General features: G+C 60.0%; 16 protein-coding genes and 1 pseudogene. 11 read left to right on the forward strand and 6 right to left on the reverse strand.

The genetic code is table 11. The features are described from left to right. A pseudogene (locus tag G7016_RS22015) lies at window positions 1–134 on the forward strand (IS3 family transposase); the annotation flags it as partial. Here G7016_RS22015 and G7016_RS22020 read toward each other — a convergent pair. The 4 genes from G7016_RS22020 to G7016_RS22035 all read right to left on the reverse strand — a co-directional run bounded on the left by G7016_RS22020 (window position 127) and on the right by G7016_RS22035 (window position 3799). Then, a complete protein-coding gene (locus G7016_RS22020; RefSeq protein WP_181117849.1) occupies window positions 127–1077 on the reverse strand; it encodes a LysR substrate-binding domain-containing protein in 951 nt (316 codons plus the stop codon). The pseudogene G7016_RS22015 and the gene G7016_RS22020 sit on opposite strands and share 8 nt — an antisense overlap. A 60-nt stretch (window positions 1078–1137) precedes the next feature. After that, a complete protein-coding gene (locus G7016_RS22025; RefSeq protein ID WP_181117850.1) occupies window positions 1138–1848 on the reverse strand; it encodes a LysE family transporter in 711 nt (236 codons plus the stop codon). Next, the gene (locus G7016_RS22030) at window positions 1829–2590 is read right to left on the reverse strand and encodes an SDR family oxidoreductase (protein WP_181117851.1); all 762 of its coding nucleotides are present in this window, start codon (window positions 2588–2590) and stop codon (window positions 1829–1831) included. Before G7016_RS22030 ends, G7016_RS22025 begins: the two co-directional genes overlap by 20 nt. Window positions 2591–2926: 336 nt before the next feature. After that, entirely contained in the window at window positions 2927–3799 is an 873-nt protein-coding gene (locus G7016_RS22035; RefSeq protein ID WP_181117852.1) for a LysR family transcriptional regulator, read from the reverse strand. A 213-nt stretch (window positions 3800–4012) separates the two neighbouring features. On the opposite strand from G7016_RS22035, the gene G7016_RS22040 reads away from it, so the two are divergent. Beyond that, window positions 4013–4639 carry a hydrolase gene (locus G7016_RS22040; protein ID WP_181117853.1) on the forward strand — a complete coding sequence of 209 codons (627 nt, stop codon included), beginning with the start codon at window positions 4013–4015 and terminating at the stop codon, window positions 4637–4639. A gap of 319 nt (window positions 4640–4958) precedes the next feature. Here G7016_RS22040 and G7016_RS22045 read toward each other — a convergent pair whose 3' ends face one another. Then, on the reverse strand, window positions 4959–5843 hold the full coding sequence (locus tag G7016_RS22045; RefSeq protein WP_181117854.1) for a LysR family transcriptional regulator: 885 nt from the start codon (window positions 5841–5843) through the stop codon (window positions 4959–4961). Window positions 5844–5946: 103 nt separating this feature from the next. Here G7016_RS22045 and G7016_RS22050 point away from each other — a divergent pair, with 103 nt between their 5' ends. The 8 genes from G7016_RS22050 to G7016_RS22085 all read left to right on the forward strand — a co-directional run bounded on the left by G7016_RS22050 (window position 5947) and on the right by G7016_RS22085 (window position 13236). After that, entirely contained in the window at window positions 5947–7068 is a 1122-nt protein-coding gene (locus tag G7016_RS22050; RefSeq protein ID WP_181117855.1) for a muconate cycloisomerase family protein, read from the forward strand. A 21-nt stretch (window positions 7069–7089) separates the two neighbouring features. Further along, a complete protein-coding gene (gene catC, locus G7016_RS22055) occupies window positions 7090–7380 on the forward strand; it encodes a muconolactone Delta-isomerase (RefSeq protein ID WP_181117856.1) in 291 nt (96 codons plus the stop codon). 59 nt (window positions 7381–7439) lie between these two features. Beyond that, a complete protein-coding gene (gene catA / locus G7016_RS22060; protein WP_181117921.1) occupies window positions 7440–8369 on the forward strand; it encodes a catechol 1,2-dioxygenase in 930 nt (309 codons plus the stop codon). 110 nt (window positions 8370–8479) lie between these two features. After that, window positions 8480–9439, forward strand: a complete 960-nt coding sequence (locus tag G7016_RS22065; protein ID WP_181117857.1) for an AraC family transcriptional regulator — start codon at window positions 8480–8482, stop codon at window positions 9437–9439. A 116-nt stretch (window positions 9440–9555) separates the two neighbouring features. Next, window positions 9556–10932 carry a Rieske 2Fe-2S domain-containing protein gene (locus G7016_RS22070; RefSeq protein WP_181117858.1) on the forward strand — a complete coding sequence of 459 codons (1377 nt, stop codon included), beginning with the start codon at window positions 9556–9558 and terminating at the stop codon, window positions 10930–10932. Beyond that, complete coding sequence (benB, locus tag G7016_RS22075) at window positions 10929–11417, forward strand: benzoate 1,2-dioxygenase small subunit (RefSeq protein ID WP_181117859.1); 489 nt, start codon at window positions 10929–10931, stop codon at window positions 11415–11417. The genes G7016_RS22070 and benB overlap by 4 nt, the downstream gene beginning before the upstream one ends. 9 nt (window positions 11418–11426) lie before the next feature. Further along, window positions 11427–12464: a benzoate 1,2-dioxygenase electron transfer component BenC gene (gene benC / locus G7016_RS22080; protein ID WP_181117860.1), complete on the forward strand. Its 1038-nt coding sequence runs from the start codon at window positions 11427–11429 to the stop codon at window positions 12462–12464. Window positions 12465–12474: 10 nt separating this feature from the next. Beyond that, the gene (locus G7016_RS22085) at window positions 12475–13236 is read left to right on the forward strand and encodes a 1,6-dihydroxycyclohexa-2,4-diene-1-carboxylate dehydrogenase (protein ID WP_181117861.1); all 762 of its coding nucleotides are present in this window, start codon (window positions 12475–12477) and stop codon (window positions 13234–13236) included. A 464-nt stretch (window positions 13237–13700) separates the two neighbouring features. Here the strand turns inward: G7016_RS22085 and G7016_RS22090 are convergent, their stop codons facing one another. Next, entirely contained in the window at window positions 13701–16391 is a 2691-nt protein-coding gene (locus G7016_RS22090) for a M10 family metallopeptidase C-terminal domain-containing protein (protein WP_181117862.1), read from the reverse strand. A gap of 472 nt (window positions 16392–16863) precedes the next feature. Here G7016_RS22090 and G7016_RS22095 point away from each other — a divergent pair, with 472 nt between their 5' ends. Next, entirely contained in the window at window positions 16864–17379 is a 516-nt protein-coding gene (locus G7016_RS22095; RefSeq protein ID WP_181117922.1) for an acyloxyacyl hydrolase, read from the forward strand. Window positions 17380–17434: the final 55 nt, after the last annotated feature.

A 17434-nucleotide genomic window follows, 5' to 3' on the forward strand; every position in this document is an offset into this window, starting at 1 on the left:
CTTCGCTAGCGCAACAGGATATCAGCCGGTTCCTGATGGAGCGATACAACTGGCGGCGACCGCATCAGTTCAACGAAGGGCTAGCGCCGGCGGTCGCTGAGGAAAAACTCAATTCAGTGTCCGGGATTAGTTGACCACTACACTCTCTTTCTGTCGCCCGTCAGGCCAAGGGTCCAAGGCACAGTCAAGTAGCCATTCTTTGAAACTCTCCGCAGCGACTGAAAGCCCCACCTTCTCCACTTGGACAACGTAGTAAGCCAGAGGGCTGGATTGCGCCTCACCAAAGGGTCTGATTAACCTTCCGGCCTGCAAATCCCCTGTGACCAGGCTGCTGCGTCCCAGAGCGATTCCGCTGCCTGCCATCGCCGCTTGCAACCCTGCGGCCGAGTCATTGATACGTAGAACTCGTGCTTGGTCTATAGGCGGGTTACCGGCCCGCTCTAACCAGCTATTCCATGTAGGGAACGCGGCGGTATTTCGCATCGATAGGTCGTGGATCAGCACATGGTGGCTAAGCATTTCGGGACCAGTGGGGGCGAACGGCCCTTCCATCAGTGCAGGGCTGCATACCGGAAAAAACGTATCCCCCATTAAATAGGTGGCAGTCAATCCTGGCCAATGACCGTGGCCGAAACGAATACCCAGATCGATCCTGTCTCCGGCCAGGTCCACCAGACGTCCTTCAGTGTTCAGGATCAATTCGAACTGCGGATAGATTGTCTGAAAGGCCTCGACTCTTCCTAGCAGCCATTTGTCAGCAAAGGCGGGGGGAACGGTGACGCTGATTGAAGCTGGCACTGCCCCGCGCTTGAGTCCCTCCACTGCTCGGCTCAACAGATCGAAGCCTGCACGCAGCTCTACCAGCGCGTGACTGGCTGCAGTGGTCAATTCAAGGCGTGAAGGGCCCCCGCGTGAGCGGTAAAACAGCTCCTGACCAAAGCTTTCCTCCAGCTGGCGTACCAACTGGCCGACCGCTGCCGGCGTGACGTTGAGCTCCTGGGCTGCACCGACGAAACTCAGGTGACGGGCAGCGGCTTCGAAAGCTCGCAATGCGTTCAAATGACGCGGGGCTCTCATATCCTCACTCGCATTCAAATATCTCACGATAAGCGAATAGACCGGGTATAACGCCGGTCATTACACAGCACATTCCACAGCGGGCGTACGGGCCGTGTCGCAGATCAGCCAGCAGCCCGGCAAAGCGTGCAGACGTCTGCCCAAAAATCGTATGAGCCCGATGACAATTACCCCATAGAGGAAGGTAAGACTCGAGACCGTAAGCGCCAGCGCAGTAAAAGTGGCAACGCCCCGATGCTCAGAGGGATCGATGAACAGGGGCAGGAAGGCAAGGTAGAAGAGAACCGCTTTGGGATTACACAACGTGATGAACAGCGTCTGGCGAAGATAATGGAAGGTCGCAATGTTCACTACGCTGGCCTCTACGGCCGTGGCCAGCATTAACCGCAACCCTGGATAGCCCAGGTACAGGCTGCCGAGGATTTGAGCGCCGTTGAAGGTGGCGGGGTAGGTTTTGAGCAGCACAGCCACACCTGCTAACGCAAGCCACATAAGAATCTGGTCGCCGATGATGACTCCGGCTATCGCGGTCAGACCTTCCTTTACACCTCCTTTGCCGGTCGAGGTAATCAGCGCAAAATTACCCGGGCCGGGCAGATAAGCAGCAAGATGAAGGACACAACGAAGGTGCCATAGTGCGCAGTCCCAAACATGGGACGGTCTCCTGATAAAAGCGGTGCCGGTGACAGCTGGGTGGTGTCCCGCGCTGTCACGAGTGCAGTGGAACCTCAGGGTGACGATCTCGCCAAAATCAGAATTGGGACAAACCACCGTCCACGATGATTTCTTCGCCCGTCATGAAGGACGACTGGTCGCCGGCCAGGAAGAGCACAGCGTTGGCGACTTCGGACGCCTCCCCGAAACGCCCCAACGGCACTGCGGCTTCGATGCCTGCAGCCACTTCGTTGAGCTCCGCATCCGAAAGACCAAGCTTTCCGTGGAAAGGCGTGCTGATCGGACCAGGACTGACAGCGTTAACCCGAATGCCGCGAGGGGCCAACTCTGCACCCAACGTACGCGCGAGAGATCGAACGGCTGCCTTGCTTGCCGAAAGAATCGACAGGCCGGGAGTGCCTACCTGATTCAGAAAGGAGGTGGTCAAGACCACGCTGCTACCTTTGCTCAGCAACGGTGCCGCTTTTTGTACGGTGAAAAAAGTACCGGTGAAATTAAGTGCAAACTGCTCGTCGATCTGAGTTTTGGTAACCGATTCCAGCGGCGCCGCTGTGCCAGCACCGGCATTTGCAAACACAATGTCCAACCGACCGAAACGCTCCTGGACGGTACGTATAACCGGGTCCAGCGCTTCGGGCTGACGCAGATCAGCCGCCATGACCAAGGCATGATCACCCAACTCCTCTTGCGCCGATTTGAGACGCTCAGGCGATACGCCTGTGGCGATTACCTGAGCGCCTTGAGCAACAAAGCGGCGTGCCACTTCCAAGCCGATACCGGAGGTACCACCGGTAACCAGAACCACCTTGCCTTCGAAATTACGGGATTGAATAGTCATCACATTTCCTCCTTCCGGTGGGGTTGGCCGAGCACTTCGGCATGGGTCAACTATCCAAAACTCCACCCAGGCCGCCAAACCAGAAGATTTACTGCAGCAGTAAAGAAAAACTATCCCGAGCGAAGTACTGAATAGGTTGTCGCTCATTGGGGCTGGCCGCAAGGAAGCGGACCGCGACGTGGCCGCGGAGCAGCGCCAAACGGCAAGGAGAAGAAGACAAGGCGCGAAGACAAGCAGCACGACAAATCCATGGACGCATTAGGTTCCACGACCGCAGCGATTGGGGCCCTCCTTGGCTCGTAGGTCAGCAGCGTGGCCAGCAGGGACCATGACTGATTAGGCTGATCGTGCGAAATGTTCAATCAACAGTTCGGTGAGAACCCGGATTTTTCGAGGCGGATTCGGGCTCGCAGGACGAACCACATATGCCCCGGCCGGAGGCGGCGGATAGCTCGTCATAATCGGCACCAATGCTCCGGAGACGATACTTTGCTGGATGAGGGTCTCGGGTAGGTACGCAATTCCCAACCCGGCCTCGGCAGCTGCAACCAGTGCGACGCCGTTGTCGGCTTTGAACCGCCCTTGGGGACGAACCGAAACAACCTTGTCGCCATCCAGAAACTGCCAGGCTTCGGTGTGCTGCATCAATGCTTCGTGGCGCGCCAGTTGGTCGGGCCTATCAGGCGCACCATGCGTGTTGATGTAGTCTGGGCCGGCAACAAGGGCAACCTTCAGGGGACCAACGCGCCTGCCGACCAGGTTGGAGTCCGGCAGGTAACCGACCCTTATGCAGCAGTCATAGCCTTCGGAGATAAGATCGACGAAGCGGTCGCTGTAACAGGTCTGGATATGCAGCTGAGGATGACAGCGCCCCATTTCTGCCAGCACTGGGGCGAAGTGTGTGGGGCCAAATGAAAGGGGGGCGGCCACGCGCAAGCGGCCACGCAAGGTACCCGTTGGTTGGATCGCTTCCCGCGCCGATTCCAATTCGGCGCAGACCCTCGCCGCATGATCACGAAACGTCGATCCCGCCTCGGTCAAGGACGCGCCACGGGTCGAGCGTGCCAGCAGTTGCACACCCAAGGCCGCCTCCAACCGCGCCAGACGGCGGCTGACAATCGACTTCGAGATTCCAAGCCTGAGCGCAGCAGGCGATACCCCTCCAGCATCGGCTACCTCGACAAAGGTTTCGAGCTCCTCCATGTCCATCGTGGCGTTCCCCTTCAAGCGACACAGTTGGACGCTGGATGCTACTACCGACGTACTTTGGGGAACAGCAGAATGCCAATCCACAGGCGATCGCCCCGCTGGCGCTTGGTTGGCGAAGGCAACATTTTGCTCGCCGCTGCGGCTTCGGGGCTGTCTGCCTGAGACGGTGCCTCAAGGCACATGCATGCGACCTAGAGAAAGGTAGATATAGCAATGGCAAGTGAGACTATTCGTAACCCACTGACCGACCAGCTGCTGACCCCTGATAATGCGCTGCTGGTGATAATCGACTATCAGCCCATCCAGGTATCCTCGATCCGCTCGATGTCTCGCGACGAATTGGTGTTCAACATCACCAGCGTTGCCAAGGCGGCGGTCAATTTCGGGCTTCCGATCATTCACTCCACGGTGAACGTCGGTACCGGCCGGAACAAGCCACCTATCCAGCAACTGCAGGACGTTATTGGGCACCTTCCTACCTACGACCGCACCTCGATCAATAGCTGGGAGGACACGCAGTTCAAAGAGGCCGTCAAAGCCCAGGGGCGCCGCAAACTGATCATGACAGCGCTTTGGACCGAAGCCTGTCTGGCGTTTCCGGTACTGGATGCGCTTCAGGAAGGTTACGATGTGTACGTACCCGTCGATGCGGTCGGCGGTACCTCCCTGGCTGCACACGAAGCGGCGCTGCGCCGCATCGAACAGGCGGGGGCGAAATTGATCAGTCGCGTCCAGATGTACTGCGAGCTGCAGCGCGACTGGGCTCGTGAAGCTACGGTTCCCGGATTTATGGGGGTATTTGAAAACTTCGACGGCTTCAATGCAGAAAAGGCTGATTAGGGAGCGTCACTCGGTTCTATGCCGAAGATAGCGTTACGTCACTTTCGTCACGCAATTGGTCGAAAGCGGCCATTCTTCGGCAGTTGCAATCGAGCCATAGCTACCCACCATTGAGGTAGCGATCGGCATGAGCCGCGTGGGCGCATCATGGGTTCAGCGGTGGGCATGATAGTGTTGGCTCAAGTCGGCGGCACAGGGCTCTACTTGTCCTGATTGTCCCGCTGCTGAGCGCTGCCATGGCTGTATTGGCGGTAATCGAGGCTTCGGCTCAACAGACAAGGGGCGCCTTGGTATTGGCCCATTGATAGCAACCTGATGTTCAAGGAGCCCCTGGCAATGGTAACTCTTTGAGCTCATCCAGCACCCGGAGCAACAGCTGCGACTGGTCTCCGGCACGGTAGCTGACCACGATAGGCGACGTGGCATACTCATCCACCAGCGGCGCATAGCCGATGTCGTCGCGGTGAAGCCGCTGCACCGACCCTGGCACCAACGCTACCCCGATGCCGGCCGCCACTAGGCCGATAGTGGTCTGCAATTCGTTGGACATCTGCGCAACGTGGATATTCAAGCCGTGCTTGGCGAACAGCCCTAGGACATGATCGGCATAACTAGGTCTGGGGGAGCCGGGGTAGAGTACGAACGGCTCCCTTGCCAGTTGCGCCAGTGTCACTTTCTGGCCCAGTAACGGGTGGCCACTGGGCAGCACCGCTACCAGAGGATCTTCACGTAGCACAAACTGCGTCACGGCCGGGTCGTCGAACAAGAGTCGGCCGAAGCCTATATCGATACGCCCGCTCTTCAATGCCTCCAGCTGTTGCAAGGTAATCAATTCCGACAGCCCTACTTCGACGTCGCCGAAGGCACGCAGACGGCGGATCAGCTCTGGCAGGGCGCCATAGAGGGTAGAGGGCGCAAAGCCGATACCCAGCCAACGTTTGTCCGCCTGGCCCATGCGGCGAGTGTCGTCGCTGATGCGCTGCAGCTGCTCCAGCAACTGGGAGGCATGTTCGTTGAAGAAGCGGCCCGCCTCGGTCAGGCGCAGCGGCCTGCCGCGCTCTAGCAACGGGACCCCAAGTTCATCCTCAAGCTGCTGAATCTGCCGGCTCAACGGTGGCTGTGCGATGTGAAGCTGCTCGGCGGCGCGTGTGAAATTCAGGGTCTGCGCGAGTACTCGAAAGTAGCGCAGGTGTCGAAGCTCCACGATACCTCCTGGGTATGGTCAAGACCAAAATCATATTGGACGCAGGGCAGGTCGGGCGTCAACCTGAGGTCAATAATGACAACACACGCTACTGGAAGATGCCATGAGCCGCGTGACCATAGACCGGTTGGAGACGTTCATCGTCGACCTGCCGACCATACGTCCACACAAGCTGGCCATGCACACCATGCATGGCCAGACCTTGGTGATCCTCAAGCTGCATTGCAGTGACGGCGTGGTTGGGTTAGGCGAGGCCACTACCATTGGCGGCCTGAGCTACGCAGGCGAAAGCCCGGAAAGCATCAAGGTCAACCTCGACACCTGGTTCGCGCCGCTGCTGCTGGGCCAGGATGCGACCAACCTCAACGCGGCCATGCAGCGCATTGATCGTGCCGTACGGGCCAATACCTTTGCTCGCAGTGCGGTGGAAACCGCCTTGCTCGACGCCCAGGGCAAGCGTCTCGGCCTGCCGGTTGCCGAGCTGCTCGGCGGCCGTGTACGTAATGGCGTGGAATGCGCCTGGACCTTGGCAAGTGGTGATACGGGTCGGGATATCGAGGAAGCCGAGCGCATGCTCGACCTGCGCCGCCACCGGCACTTCAAACTCAAGATTGGCTCGGCCGAGCCTGTTCGGGACATCGCTCACGTCGCGGCGATCAAAAGTGCCTTGGGCGACCGCGCCAGTGTCCGCGTGGACGTGAACCAGGCCTGGAGTGAGGCAGTAGCCATTAACGGCTGCCGCCGCCTCGCCGACGCTGGGGTAGAGCTGATCGAGCAACCGTTGTCACGCCATGACCGTGCCGGAATGGTACGCCTTAATGCGCACAGCCCCATCCCCCTCATGGCGGACGAGGCCATCGAATCGGTCGCTGATAGCTTCGCGCTGGCGCAGCTGGGCGTAGCCCCCATCTTCGCCTTGAAGATCGCCAAGACCGGCGGGCCTCGCGCGGTGCTGCGCACTGCGGCCATTGCCGAAGCCGCCGGGATCGGCCTGTATGGCGGCACCATGCTCGAGGGCAGCATAGGCACCATTGCGGCTGCCCATGCCTTCGCCACGCTGGACCGCCTGGAGTGGCACACCGAGTTGTTCGGTCCGCTGTTGCTGACCGAAGACATCCTGGTGCACGGCCTCGAATACCGCGACTTCCAGCTCATGTTGCCGACCACCCCTGGGCTGGGCATTGAGCTTGACGAACAGCGCCTGGCCCGATTCGCCCGCCACTGACCCGCCCATGGAGCACTTTCAATGCTTTTTCACGTACGCATGACCGTCAAGCTACCCGCCAGCATGCCCGCCGAGCAGTCAGCCAGGCTCAAGGCCGATGAAAAGGCCTTGGCCTCACGCCTGCAGGAAGAGGGCACGTGGCGCCACTTGTGGCGGATCGCCGGTCTCTACGCCAACATCAGTGTCTTCGACGTTCCCGACGCTCAAGCCCTGCACGACACTCTGATGCAGCTGCCGTTGTACCCCTACATGGACATCGAGGTCATGGCGCTGTGCCGCCATCCTTCGTCGATTCGCGACGACGATCGCTGACCGACTGCCTCAACCTGCCGAACTGTAGCGCTCACAAGAACAAGATGAGAACCTTCGCCATGACCGTACGCATTTCCCATACCGCTGACGTACAGAAATTTTTCGAGGTGGCCAGCGGATTCGAACAAACCGGCGGCGACCCACGCATGAAAACCATCGTGCACCGGGTATTGACCGAGACGATCAAGATCATTGAAGACCTCGGTGTGACGACTGAGGAATTCTGGCAGGCAGTAAACTACCTCAACCTCTTGGGTAGTCGTCAGGAGGCTGGCCTGCTGGTGGCTGGCCTGGGCCTGGAGCATTACCTGGACCTGCTGCTGGACGCCGAAGACGCTCAGAATGGCCAGCTCGGCGGCACCCCGCGCACGATCGAGGGGCCCCTGTATGTCGCCGGTGCGCCTCTAGTAGACGGCGAGGCCCGCCTCGACGACGGCCAAGACGCTGGCACCGTGTTGTTCATGCAGGGCCAGGTACGAGACACCGATGGCTCGCCCTTGGCCGGCGCGGTGGTGGACGTATGGCATGCCAATACTGGCGGAACCTATTCGTACTTCGACCCCAGCCAGTCCGAATTCAACCTGCGCCGTCGCATTGTTACCGATGCCGAGGGCCGCTATCGCTTTCGTAGCATCGTGCCTTCCGGCTACGGCTGCCCACCCGATGGCCCCACTCAACACTTGCTTGACCAGCTGGGGCGTCACGGTCAGCGGCCGGCGCACATCCATTTCTTCATCTCGGCCCCAGCGCATCGCCACCTCACCACCCAGATCAACCTCGCTGGTGACCGCTACCTGCATGATGACTTCGCCTATGCAACCCGCGACGAGCTTATCGCTGATATCCGATTTATCGACGACGCCGGGCAGGCGCAGGCTCGCGGTGTAGAAGGGCGCTTCGCTGAGATCGACTTCGACTTCGTGCTCCAGCCCACCGCGGAGCCCACCGCCGAGGAACGTCGCGAGCGAGCCCGCGCCCTGGAGGCTTGAAGTCAGGCACGCCAGGATGACAGTCAACAGGCCCGGGGCATTTGCTTCCGGGCTTTTGGCGTGAGACTTCGCGCCACCGCTGGATAACAAAAAAACAGAGGCACGCTGAAATGCTGACCTTATTAAGCGAACGCAGCCGTGTTTTCGAACGCGCCGATGCCCATGCCGTGTCGGATTACGTCAACCAGCACGTCGGCACGCATTGCATTCGTCTGCCACCAACCGGCAGGCCCGAAGCAAGCATTCGCCACAGGACCTTCGCATCCCTTGACCTGTGCCGTATCAGCTATGGCGGCGCAGTCCGCGTCACTAGCACTGCCCTGGGGACCAGTTATCACCTCCAAATATTGCTACGCGGGCACTGCACCTCTCGCGCCGGGGCGATCGAGCACACCTACGTGCCGGGAGAAATGCTTCTGATCAACCCTGACGACCCAGTTGACCTTACCTATTCACAAGATTGTGAGAAGTTCATCCTGCGCCTGCCGGTGTCGGTCCTGGAACGCGCCTGCCTAGGGCAGAGCCGCGCCGTGCCTACTACCGGAATCCGTTTCGGTCAGGCACGGCATGACCTCGCGCATCATTCGGAATTCGCCGGGCTCCTGGACCTGATCTGTCGCGAGGCCGAAGGCTACGCCTTGGAAGGGATACCTGTGCTCTACGAGCGAATCGTCGCAGGCAAATTGCTTGGGCTGCTTGCCAATAATGCCTGGCATGCTCCCTTGGCCTCGCCAGGCGCCAGCGTTTTCGACACGCTGAGCGAGTATATCGACGCTCATGTGAGTGAAGAGATTGGCCTGGAACGCCTGCTCAAGGTGGCCGGTGTCAGTGAGCGCACGCTTTATAGCCTGTTCGAACGCAAGGCCGGGGTCTCGCCGCGTGAGTACATTCGGCAGCGCAAACTAGACTGCGTGCATCAGCGACTGCAGCATCCCGCGACTCACAGCGTGACCCAGGCAGCGTTGGATATTGGCTTCCTGCACCTGGGTCGCTTCGCCGAGACCTACCGCAAGCGCTTCGGGGAACTGCCGTCGCATACCTGGAAACGGCATCATGAAACAGCTCCGTGAATTGATGAGGTGATTCGCGGAAAGCGGATAGCGATACGCAGGGCGCGGATAGTGGCTTGCCCACCCCCCGCGTAACTTGAAGTGGCCTGATACAAAAACAACCGAGGGCCACCCCCATGACCAGTACTTTCGACCGTCTGGCCCAGCACATCGCTGAGGCTGTCGAAGACGATCCTGCCCGCGGCGTATTCCGCTGCCGCCGAGACGTGTTCACCGATCCAGCGCTGTTCGAACTCGAGATGAAGCATATCTTCGAGGGCGGCTGGGTATACCTGGCCCACGACAGCCAGGTCCCGGCGATCAACGATTACTTCACCACCTACATCGGTCGCCAACCGGTGGTGATCACCCGCGACAAACAGGGGCTGCTACACGGCCTGGTCAACGCCTGTGCCCACCGCGGTGCCATGCTGTGCCGGCGCAAACACGGCAACAAGGGCTCGTTTACCTGTCCGTTCCATGGCTGGACCTTCAGTAACAACGGCAAGCTGCTGAAGGTCAAGGATGGCAAGACGGGCGCCTACCCGGAGCAGTTCGACTGTGACGGGTCGCACGACCTGACCAAGCTGGCGCGCTTCGAGAGCTACAAGGGCTTTCTCTTCGGTTCCCTGAGCGCGGACGTTCCTGAACTGTCGGATTACCTGGGCGAAACCCGGGTCATCATCGATCAGATCGTCGACCAGGCGCCCAATGGCCTTGAGGTACTGCGCGGCAATTCGTCGTACTACTACGACGGTAATTGGAAGCTGCAAATGGAAAACGGCGCCGACGGCTACCACGTAAGCTCTGTGCACTGGAACTACTCCGCGACCATGGGCCGGCGCAACTATGAAGCCGAGGGTACCCGGACCGTGGACGCCAATGGGTGGTCGAAGAGCGTGGGCGGTGTATACGGGTTCGAGTATGGGCACATTCTGCTGTGGACCCAGCTGCTCAACCCTGAGGTGCGCCCGGTGTATGGGCAGCGCGAGGAACTCGAGCAGCGCCTGGGCAAGGACCGCGCGACGTTCATCGTTGACCAGACCCGTAACCTTGGGCTCTATCCCAACGTGTACTTGATGGATCAGTTCTCAACGCAAATCCGGGTCGTGCGGCCCATCTCGGTGGACAAGACGGAAATCACCATTTACTGCTTCGCGCCCAAGGGCGAGAGCGCTGCCGATCGCGCCCTGCGGATTCGCCAGTACGAAGACTTCTTCAACGTGAGTGGCATGGGTACTCCTGACGATCTTGAAGAGTTCCGCTCCTGCCAGACGGCCTACCAAGGGACCAGCAAGTTGTGGAATGACCTCTCCCGCGGTGCCGCTCAATGGGTCGAAGGGGCAGACGCTAATGCCCAGGCCATGGGCATGAACCCTTTGCTCTCTGGTCCGCGTACCGAGGACGAAGGGCTTTTTGTGCGACAGCATGCGTATTGGGCCCAGGCGCTGACGGCGGCCGTGGAGAAGGAACGCGGCCCATTGCTGGCGACCGATCGGGAGATGCCACTATGACCACGCCACGTAGCCACTTGCTTGATTTCGTGTACCGCGAGGCGCGCCTGCTCGATGACCGACAGTGGGATGAGTGGCTAGCCTGCTACAGCCCCAGGGCACAATTCTGGATGCCGGCATGGGACGACAACGACCAGTTGGTCGAAGACCCTCAATCGCACATATCACTGGTGTACTACCCCAACCGCGAGGGTTTGGAGGACCGCGTGTTCCGTATCAAGACCGAACGCTCCAGCGCGAGCATGCCCGAGCCGCGGACCTCGCACTTCATTGCCAACCTCGAAGTGCTAAGCGATGACGGGTTAACAGCGCACCTTCGTTTCAACTGGCAAACCCTGAGCCATCGGTACAAGAGCACCGATGTGTTTTTCGGCACGTCGTTCTACACCTTGGACTTGAGCGGCGACCAGCCCCTCATCACCTATAAGAAAGTGGTGCTCAAGAATGACTATATCCACCAGGTGATCGACATCTACCACTGCTGAGGTGTAGCCATGACGTACAGCATCGCGTTGAATTTCGAGGACGGGATAACCCGTTTCATCGATTGCAAACCCGGGGAGAAGGTCCTCGACGCGGCCTACCGGCAGCGGATCAACTTGCCCATGGACTGCTCCGACGGGGTGTGTGGAACGTGCAAATGCCACTGCGAAAGCGGCGACTATGAGCTCGGCGAGGACTACATCGAGGATGCTCTAAGCGAGGATGAGGCCCAGCAGGGCCAGGTGCTCACCTGCCAGATGATAGTAACGTCCGATTGCGTCTTACGGGTACCGGTCCCGGCCGCCAGCTGCAAGACCGGCACCTCGACACTCAAGGCTCGTGTAGCGTCCGTAGAGGCGCTGGCTGACTCGGCGGTAGCTATCCGCTTCGAGCTGGACGTCGCAGCGGATTTCCTGCCTGGGCAGTACGTGAACATTGACGTACCAGGGTCAGGACAGACGCGTTCATATTCATTCAGCAGTAAGCCAGGGGAGCGCTTCGCGAGTTTTCTGATCAAGCAGGTGCCTGGCGGGCTGATGAGTAGCTGGCTTACGCGGGCCGCCGTTGGCGACAGCGTCGGAATGACCGGCCCCCTGGGGGGTTTTTTCCTGAGGGAGGTCAAGCGCCCGCTATTGATGCTGGCGGGAGGCACCGGGCTGGCGCCTTTTCTTTCCATGTTGGAGGTGTTGGCAGACCAAGGCAGTGACGCCCAGGTATGCCTGGTCTATGGCGTGAATCGAGACCAGGACCTGGTAATGATCGGGCAACTCGATACCCTGGCCAAGCGCTTGCCCGGGTTCAGCTACCTCACCTGCGTGGCGGACCCCGACTCCCAACATCCTCGCCTTGGGTATGTCACCCAGCACTTGACCTCCTCTGCATTGAACGACGGCGAGATAGACCTGTACCTCTGCGGGCCGCCACCGATGGTCGACGCCGTGCGCCAGTACCTGCGCGAGCAGGGTGTGACGCCGACGAGCTTCCATTACGAGAAATTCACCGCCAATGCCGTCACCACCGGTGCAATCGCCGCCGGGGACCTGGCCTGAGGAGAGCGTCATGAATACACGATTTGCAAGCAAGGTCGCATTGGTAACCGGGGCAGCCCAAGGCATCGGCCAGGCGGTTGCACTCAGATTGCGAGACGAAGGTGCTCAAGTGCTGGCGGTGGACCGCTCACCTTTGGTGCATGAGATAGGAGGCCCGCGCGTGCTGACCCTCACTGCCGATCTTGAAGAGCACCGGGAATGCGTCCGAGCGGTGGAGGCTGCCATCGGCCACTTCGGTACGCTGGATGTGCTGGTTAATAACGTCGGTGGGACCATCTGGGCCAAGCCCTTCGAGCACTACCAAGCTGCGGAGATAGAGGCGGAAGTGCGTCGCTCTCTGTTCCCTACCCTTTGGTGTTGTCATGCAGCACTGCCTCATATGCTTGCACGAGGGCGGGGCGCGATCGTCAATGTCTCGTCCATTGCTACTCGGGGCATAAACCGGGCGCCCTACGGTGCGGCCAAAGGTGGCGTCAACGCGCTCACGGCGTGCTTGGCATTTGAAACCGCGGAGCGGGGCGTTCGGGTCAATGCCACCGCACCCGGGGGCACGGAAGCGCCTGCTAGGCGCATTCCGCGTAACGAGAACGCCCAGAGCGACCAGGAGCGAATTTGGTACCAACAGATCGTTGACCAGACCCTGAACAGCAGCCTGATGAAGCGCTACGGGAACATTACCGAACAGGTTGCCGCCATTCTGTTCCTAGCCTCGGACGAAGCGTCTTATATCACCGGCGTAACCCTGCCTGTGGGAGGAGGAGATCTCGGCTGAGAGGTCTCCGCATTCGGGCCAGTCGCTGCCATGATATCGGCGTGTGGATTTGAAAAGGCGTTATCCTCGCTATCTTGGTCAGCGGCGCATTTTCAAAGCTAATAGTAAAAATAGGCTTTCTCAATCCATCAGAGACAGGCCCCAACCGTTATCGAAGCGGTAAAGGAATGAGTACGCTGCAGGGCATGCTCGGCGAGCTCGATCCTGGCTGTATGGGTTTGCCTGCTCCCCGATTTACCATATCACCCGTTCCCTCAAGCCTGAACAGGACGGGCCAGTACGCGCCGCCGAGCGCAGGAAAGGGCGACTATCCGCTGCGATAGCTGCTGCGATGGTCGGTTGCAGCCAAAGCTGTCCGGCTGAATGGGGTCGGAAGCCATTTCCCAGCCAAGGCCGGCTTCCGCCCCAACGCAGGCCCGAACGCTTTAATACCCTTTGGAAGCGACCACACCTTCGCTCGACATCTACACCCCCAACAATGTCAGCTCAGGACTTGCCTCGGCGAAGACGAACTGGCCCGCGCCCAGGTCGTGGCTGTGGTCTCCGCTCAAGGCGATCTCGAAGTGCTGGCCTTGAGTAGAGGTGAAGTCCTGAACATAGGTGCGGTCAAGCTCCGCGTTATAGCTGACCTTCAGCGTGCCGTCGTTACCGTTGCCCAGTGCCGTGTAACCCAGGGCAGACACATCGATCAAATCTCGGCTGGCGGAAAAGTCGGTGATCAGGTCGCTGGCGCCGCTCAGGCTGTCGGCGCTGCTGATAAAGCCGAAGGTATCGGCTCCCGAACCCCCGGTGAGCTGGTCCGCCCCAGTGCCTCCCGTCAGGCTATCGTCACCGGCGCCGCCGCTGAGCAGGTCGTTGCCGCTACCACCCGCCAACGTATCGTTGCCGCTACCGCCGTCCAGCGTATCGGTACCCGCATTGCCGTTCAGGGTATCGTGACCCGCCTCGCCACGTAGGTTGTCATTGCCCGCCAAGCCGCTGATGCGATCATCGCTGAAGTACCCGACGATAGTGTCGTTCCCGGTAGTCGGCGAATCGATGACCCGATTGTCATAGCTGGCAGGTTGCTCATTGAAATGGGTAGCTACCGGATCGCCGAAGCGGATCGCCGCATCATTGATGTCATTGGCGTGTTCCAGCACCAGTTTGAAGTAATTGCCGTTAGCGTCCGGGTCCAGCGATTGCAGCACCATGGCGCCTGTGTTGCCCAACTGCGTGGCCTGAAGGGTGCCATCGTGGCCATTCCCCAGCTTGCTGAAGCCCAGTGCGGACAGGTCCAGGACGTCCTGGCGGTAGTCGAAATCCGTGAGGGTATCGCTGAAATCCACGCCGCGTGTGTCGTTGGCGTAGCTGTCGCGCATGGCATTGAACACGAAGGTATCCGCGCCGGCGCCACCGGTGAGATGATCAGCGCCGGCGCCCCCGATCAGGTAGTCGCTGCCGCCGCCGGCGTTCAGGGTGTCGCGCCCATTCAGGCCTGCAAGCGTTTCGTTGGCATCGGTGCCGCTTAGGGTGTCTTTGCCGCTAGTGCCCTGGAGCAGCGTTTCGAAATCAGTGGCGCTCAACTGGCCGACGTAGTTGCCGGTCAGCGTCAGCTGGAAATAGTGGCCATTGACGTCGGCGTCCAGGCTTTGCAGGTAGGTGCGGTCCAGGCTGGCGTTGTAGGTCATGCGCAGCGTACCGTCGTGGCCATTGCCTAGACCGGAATAGCCAAGGCTGGCCACATCGAGCTTGTCCTCGCCGGGCTTGAAGTCGGTGATCAAGTCGCTGGCGCCGCGCACGCTGTCGCTGGCCCGGGTGTAGCGGAAGGTGTCCGCGCCCGCGCCGCCTGTCAGCCGGTCACTGCCCGCGCCGCCGTATAGCAGGTCATCATAGGCGCCGCCGATCAGGCGATCATTGCCGCCGCCGCCGTAGAGGAGGGTATCGGCTGGATCAATCGCGGTCAGGGTGTTGCTGCTGGCCGTGCCGGTGATCGCCAACCCGGCGTGGTTGCCGAAGGCGCCGCTGCCTTCGCCGTAGAGCACCGTGGCAGGCTCGTCCAGTTGGCTGAAGTAGTTATCGAACACGGTATTGTGGTCAACCAGGCTTTCGTTGGACTCGGTCACGGCGTAGCTGGCGTTGCCACCCGTGATGATGTTGTTGTACACCTCATTGCCGTATGTCCAATCCGTCGCGGTAACATCCTTGTCGTCCGAGCCCTGTATCGTAATTTCCGCGTTGCCATGGCTCACGGCGTTGTTGTAAAGGGTATTGCCAGCGATGGTGAGTCCTTTGCTACCGATCAGGCCTATGCCTGCTTCACCATTATCGTGCACAGTGACGCCACTCACGCGACTGAACTCAGTCAGTTTGAGCGCCAGGCCTTCCTCCCCATTGCCATACAGCTCGCCACCGGTAACCTGCACCTCGTCGTCTGTCTCAGCGCCCTCTGCGCCCTGGACGAGAATACCGTGCCCTCCGTTGTTGATGGCGTCGTTGTCGGCGAGGCTGGTCTGGTAGTTGTCGAGCAGCACAGTGAAGCCGTTGCGGCCGTTGTTCTCGCTGAGGTTGTCCTGGAAGCCGCCAGCGTCGAAGTACGGGTTGCCCACGCTGGCCAGGTTGGCATAGAAGCCGTCGAGGCCGTTGCCCCTGGCCACGCTGTCGGTCACGCTGAGGCCATAGGTGTTTTCCTGGGCATTGAGCCCGTTGCCGCTGCAATTGACCAGCGCCACGCCGCTGAGGGTGACAAGCGTGTCAGGGTTGTCCCGGTAGTTTTCACCGCCGGTGGTAAAGCCATCCACGCGTCCGCTGGTGTTAGCACTGTTGCCGTCGATGGTGAGGTCCTTCAGGCCAGATTCCTGTGTTTCGCCAGCGGTTCGCACCATACTCACGGCCTGGTCCGAGCCATCAGCCAGCTTGATGCTGGTCGCGTCGGCCCCATCGCCGCCAAGGGTGATCCGGCTACCAATCCGCAGGCAGGTGTCGTCGGCCCACTTGGGGTTACTGCTGACGATGTAGGTGCCCTCAGGCAGGTAAACCTGGGCATCGATGATCTCGTCAGCAGAGCCAATGGCGGCACTGGCCGCATCGATGGCTTTCTGAATCGCCAGGGTATCGTCGGTGACGCCATCGCCGACCGCGCCATAGTCTTGTACGTTGTAATAGATAGTGGTCATTGGTTCTCCTAGAGACAACAGGCAGCTCCTTGGGTACCTATGCACCGCCGGCGTGATTCGGCTTGTGTATAGGAGGCGATACAAAGGTAGCTCACGTTGGCCGTTGGAGTGTCGATCGACGGAACCAGCCGATAAGAGTGACATCTCCGGCTTCCACAACACTTATAGTGCGCTGCGCCGTGGTCCATCTTTTTGCTTTCGCTGATGCGCAGCGGCCCTGGGTCCACTGCTTGAATACCGCCGATGAAGGCGTGACGCATTACAAGGCAAGCTTTGGTGAAACCTGGACGAAGCCGCTCCCGCTCGACAGTCCTGTAGGGCTCAAATGAGCACAACGGGGCAAGCCAGGACGCCCAGCCCTCGAGACAATTGCAAGCCAACCACTTCCCTGAAGCCCAGCCTGGTTTTCCGGCTGCGTTCCCCAGCCGACGTCAGGCGGGGAGCTATCGCTTTACAACGATTGAAGATGACTATGAAAAAGACTGCACTGTTGGCCACGCTCGCCGCCTCCTGCTTGACCATGAATCTGAATGCCGCCGAGGTCTCCGCAGGGCTGGGCGCGACGAGTCAGGGCGGTATAACGGCGCGGGCAGGGCTAGGTTTCGGGTGGGAGAAGTCATGGTTGGAAAGCGCGACGGGCAAGCTGACCGGCTATTGGGATCTTGGATATACCTACTGGGGTGCCGGGGATCAAGCCGGTGGACGCCACTCCCTTTCCTTCGCGCCGGTGTTCATGTATGAGTTCGGCGGGGACTTGGTCAAACCATACGTTGAAGCGGGTATTGGAGTTGCGATGTTCTCGGGCGCTGCCGCCGGGGATCAGAAATTCGGATCTGCCTTCAATTTCGAGGACCGGATTGGTGCTGGGGTCAGGATCGGCGCATCCCAACGGTTGGGCCTGCGAGTAACCCATTATTCAAATGCGGGGATCAGAGAGCCCAACGACGGTATCGAGTCCTACGCGATCGTGTATAGCCATTCCATCTGACACTTCGAGCACCCGCATTTCTATGCGGTCTCGCGGGCCCAGCTGCCGAACTGCA

It is taken from the genome of Pseudomonas japonica, assembly GCF_013522925.1.
GTDB classification, from domain to species: Bacteria; Pseudomonadota; Gammaproteobacteria; order Pseudomonadales; family Pseudomonadaceae; genus Aquipseudomonas; species Aquipseudomonas japonica_A.

Bases quoted from the DNA above. Each gene is read 5' to 3' on its own strand.
- G7016_RS22020 (WP_181117849.1), bottom strand. From the start codon at position 1,077: ATGAGAGCCCCGCGTCATTTGAACGCATTGCGAGCTTTCGAAGCCGCT.
- G7016_RS22030 (WP_181117851.1), bottom strand. From the start codon at position 2,590: ATGACTATTCAATCCCGTAATTTCGAAGGCAAGGTGGTTCTGGTTACC.
- G7016_RS22035 (WP_181117852.1), bottom strand. From the start codon at position 3,799: ATGGACATGGAGGAGCTCGAAACCTTTGTCGAGGTAGCCGATGCTGGA.
- G7016_RS22040 (WP_181117853.1), top strand. From the start codon at position 4,013: ATGGCAAGTGAGACTATTCGTAACCCACTGACCGACCAGCTGCTGACC.
- G7016_RS22050 (WP_181117855.1), top strand. From the start codon at position 5,947: ATGAGCCGCGTGACCATAGACCGGTTGGAGACGTTCATCGTCGACCTG.
- catC (WP_181117856.1), top strand. From the start codon at position 7,090: ATGCTTTTTCACGTACGCATGACCGTCAAGCTACCCGCCAGCATGCCC.
- catA (WP_181117921.1), top strand. From the start codon at position 7,440: ATGACCGTACGCATTTCCCATACCGCTGACGTACAGAAATTTTTCGAG.
- G7016_RS22065 (WP_181117857.1), top strand. From the start codon at position 8,480: ATGCTGACCTTATTAAGCGAACGCAGCCGTGTTTTCGAACGCGCCGAT.
- G7016_RS22070 (WP_181117858.1), top strand. From the start codon at position 9,556: ATGACCAGTACTTTCGACCGTCTGGCCCAGCACATCGCTGAGGCTGTC.
- benB (WP_181117859.1), top strand. From the start codon at position 10,929: ATGACCACGCCACGTAGCCACTTGCTTGATTTCGTGTACCGCGAGGCG.
- benC (WP_181117860.1), top strand. From the start codon at position 11,427: ATGACGTACAGCATCGCGTTGAATTTCGAGGACGGGATAACCCGTTTC.
- G7016_RS22085 (WP_181117861.1), top strand. From the start codon at position 12,475: ATGAATACACGATTTGCAAGCAAGGTCGCATTGGTAACCGGGGCAGCC.
- G7016_RS22090 (WP_181117862.1), bottom strand. From the start codon at position 16,391: ATGACCACTATCTATTACAACGTACAAGACTATGGCGCGGTCGGCGAT.
- G7016_RS22095 (WP_181117922.1), top strand. From the start codon at position 16,864: ATGAAAAAGACTGCACTGTTGGCCACGCTCGCCGCCTCCTGCTTGACC.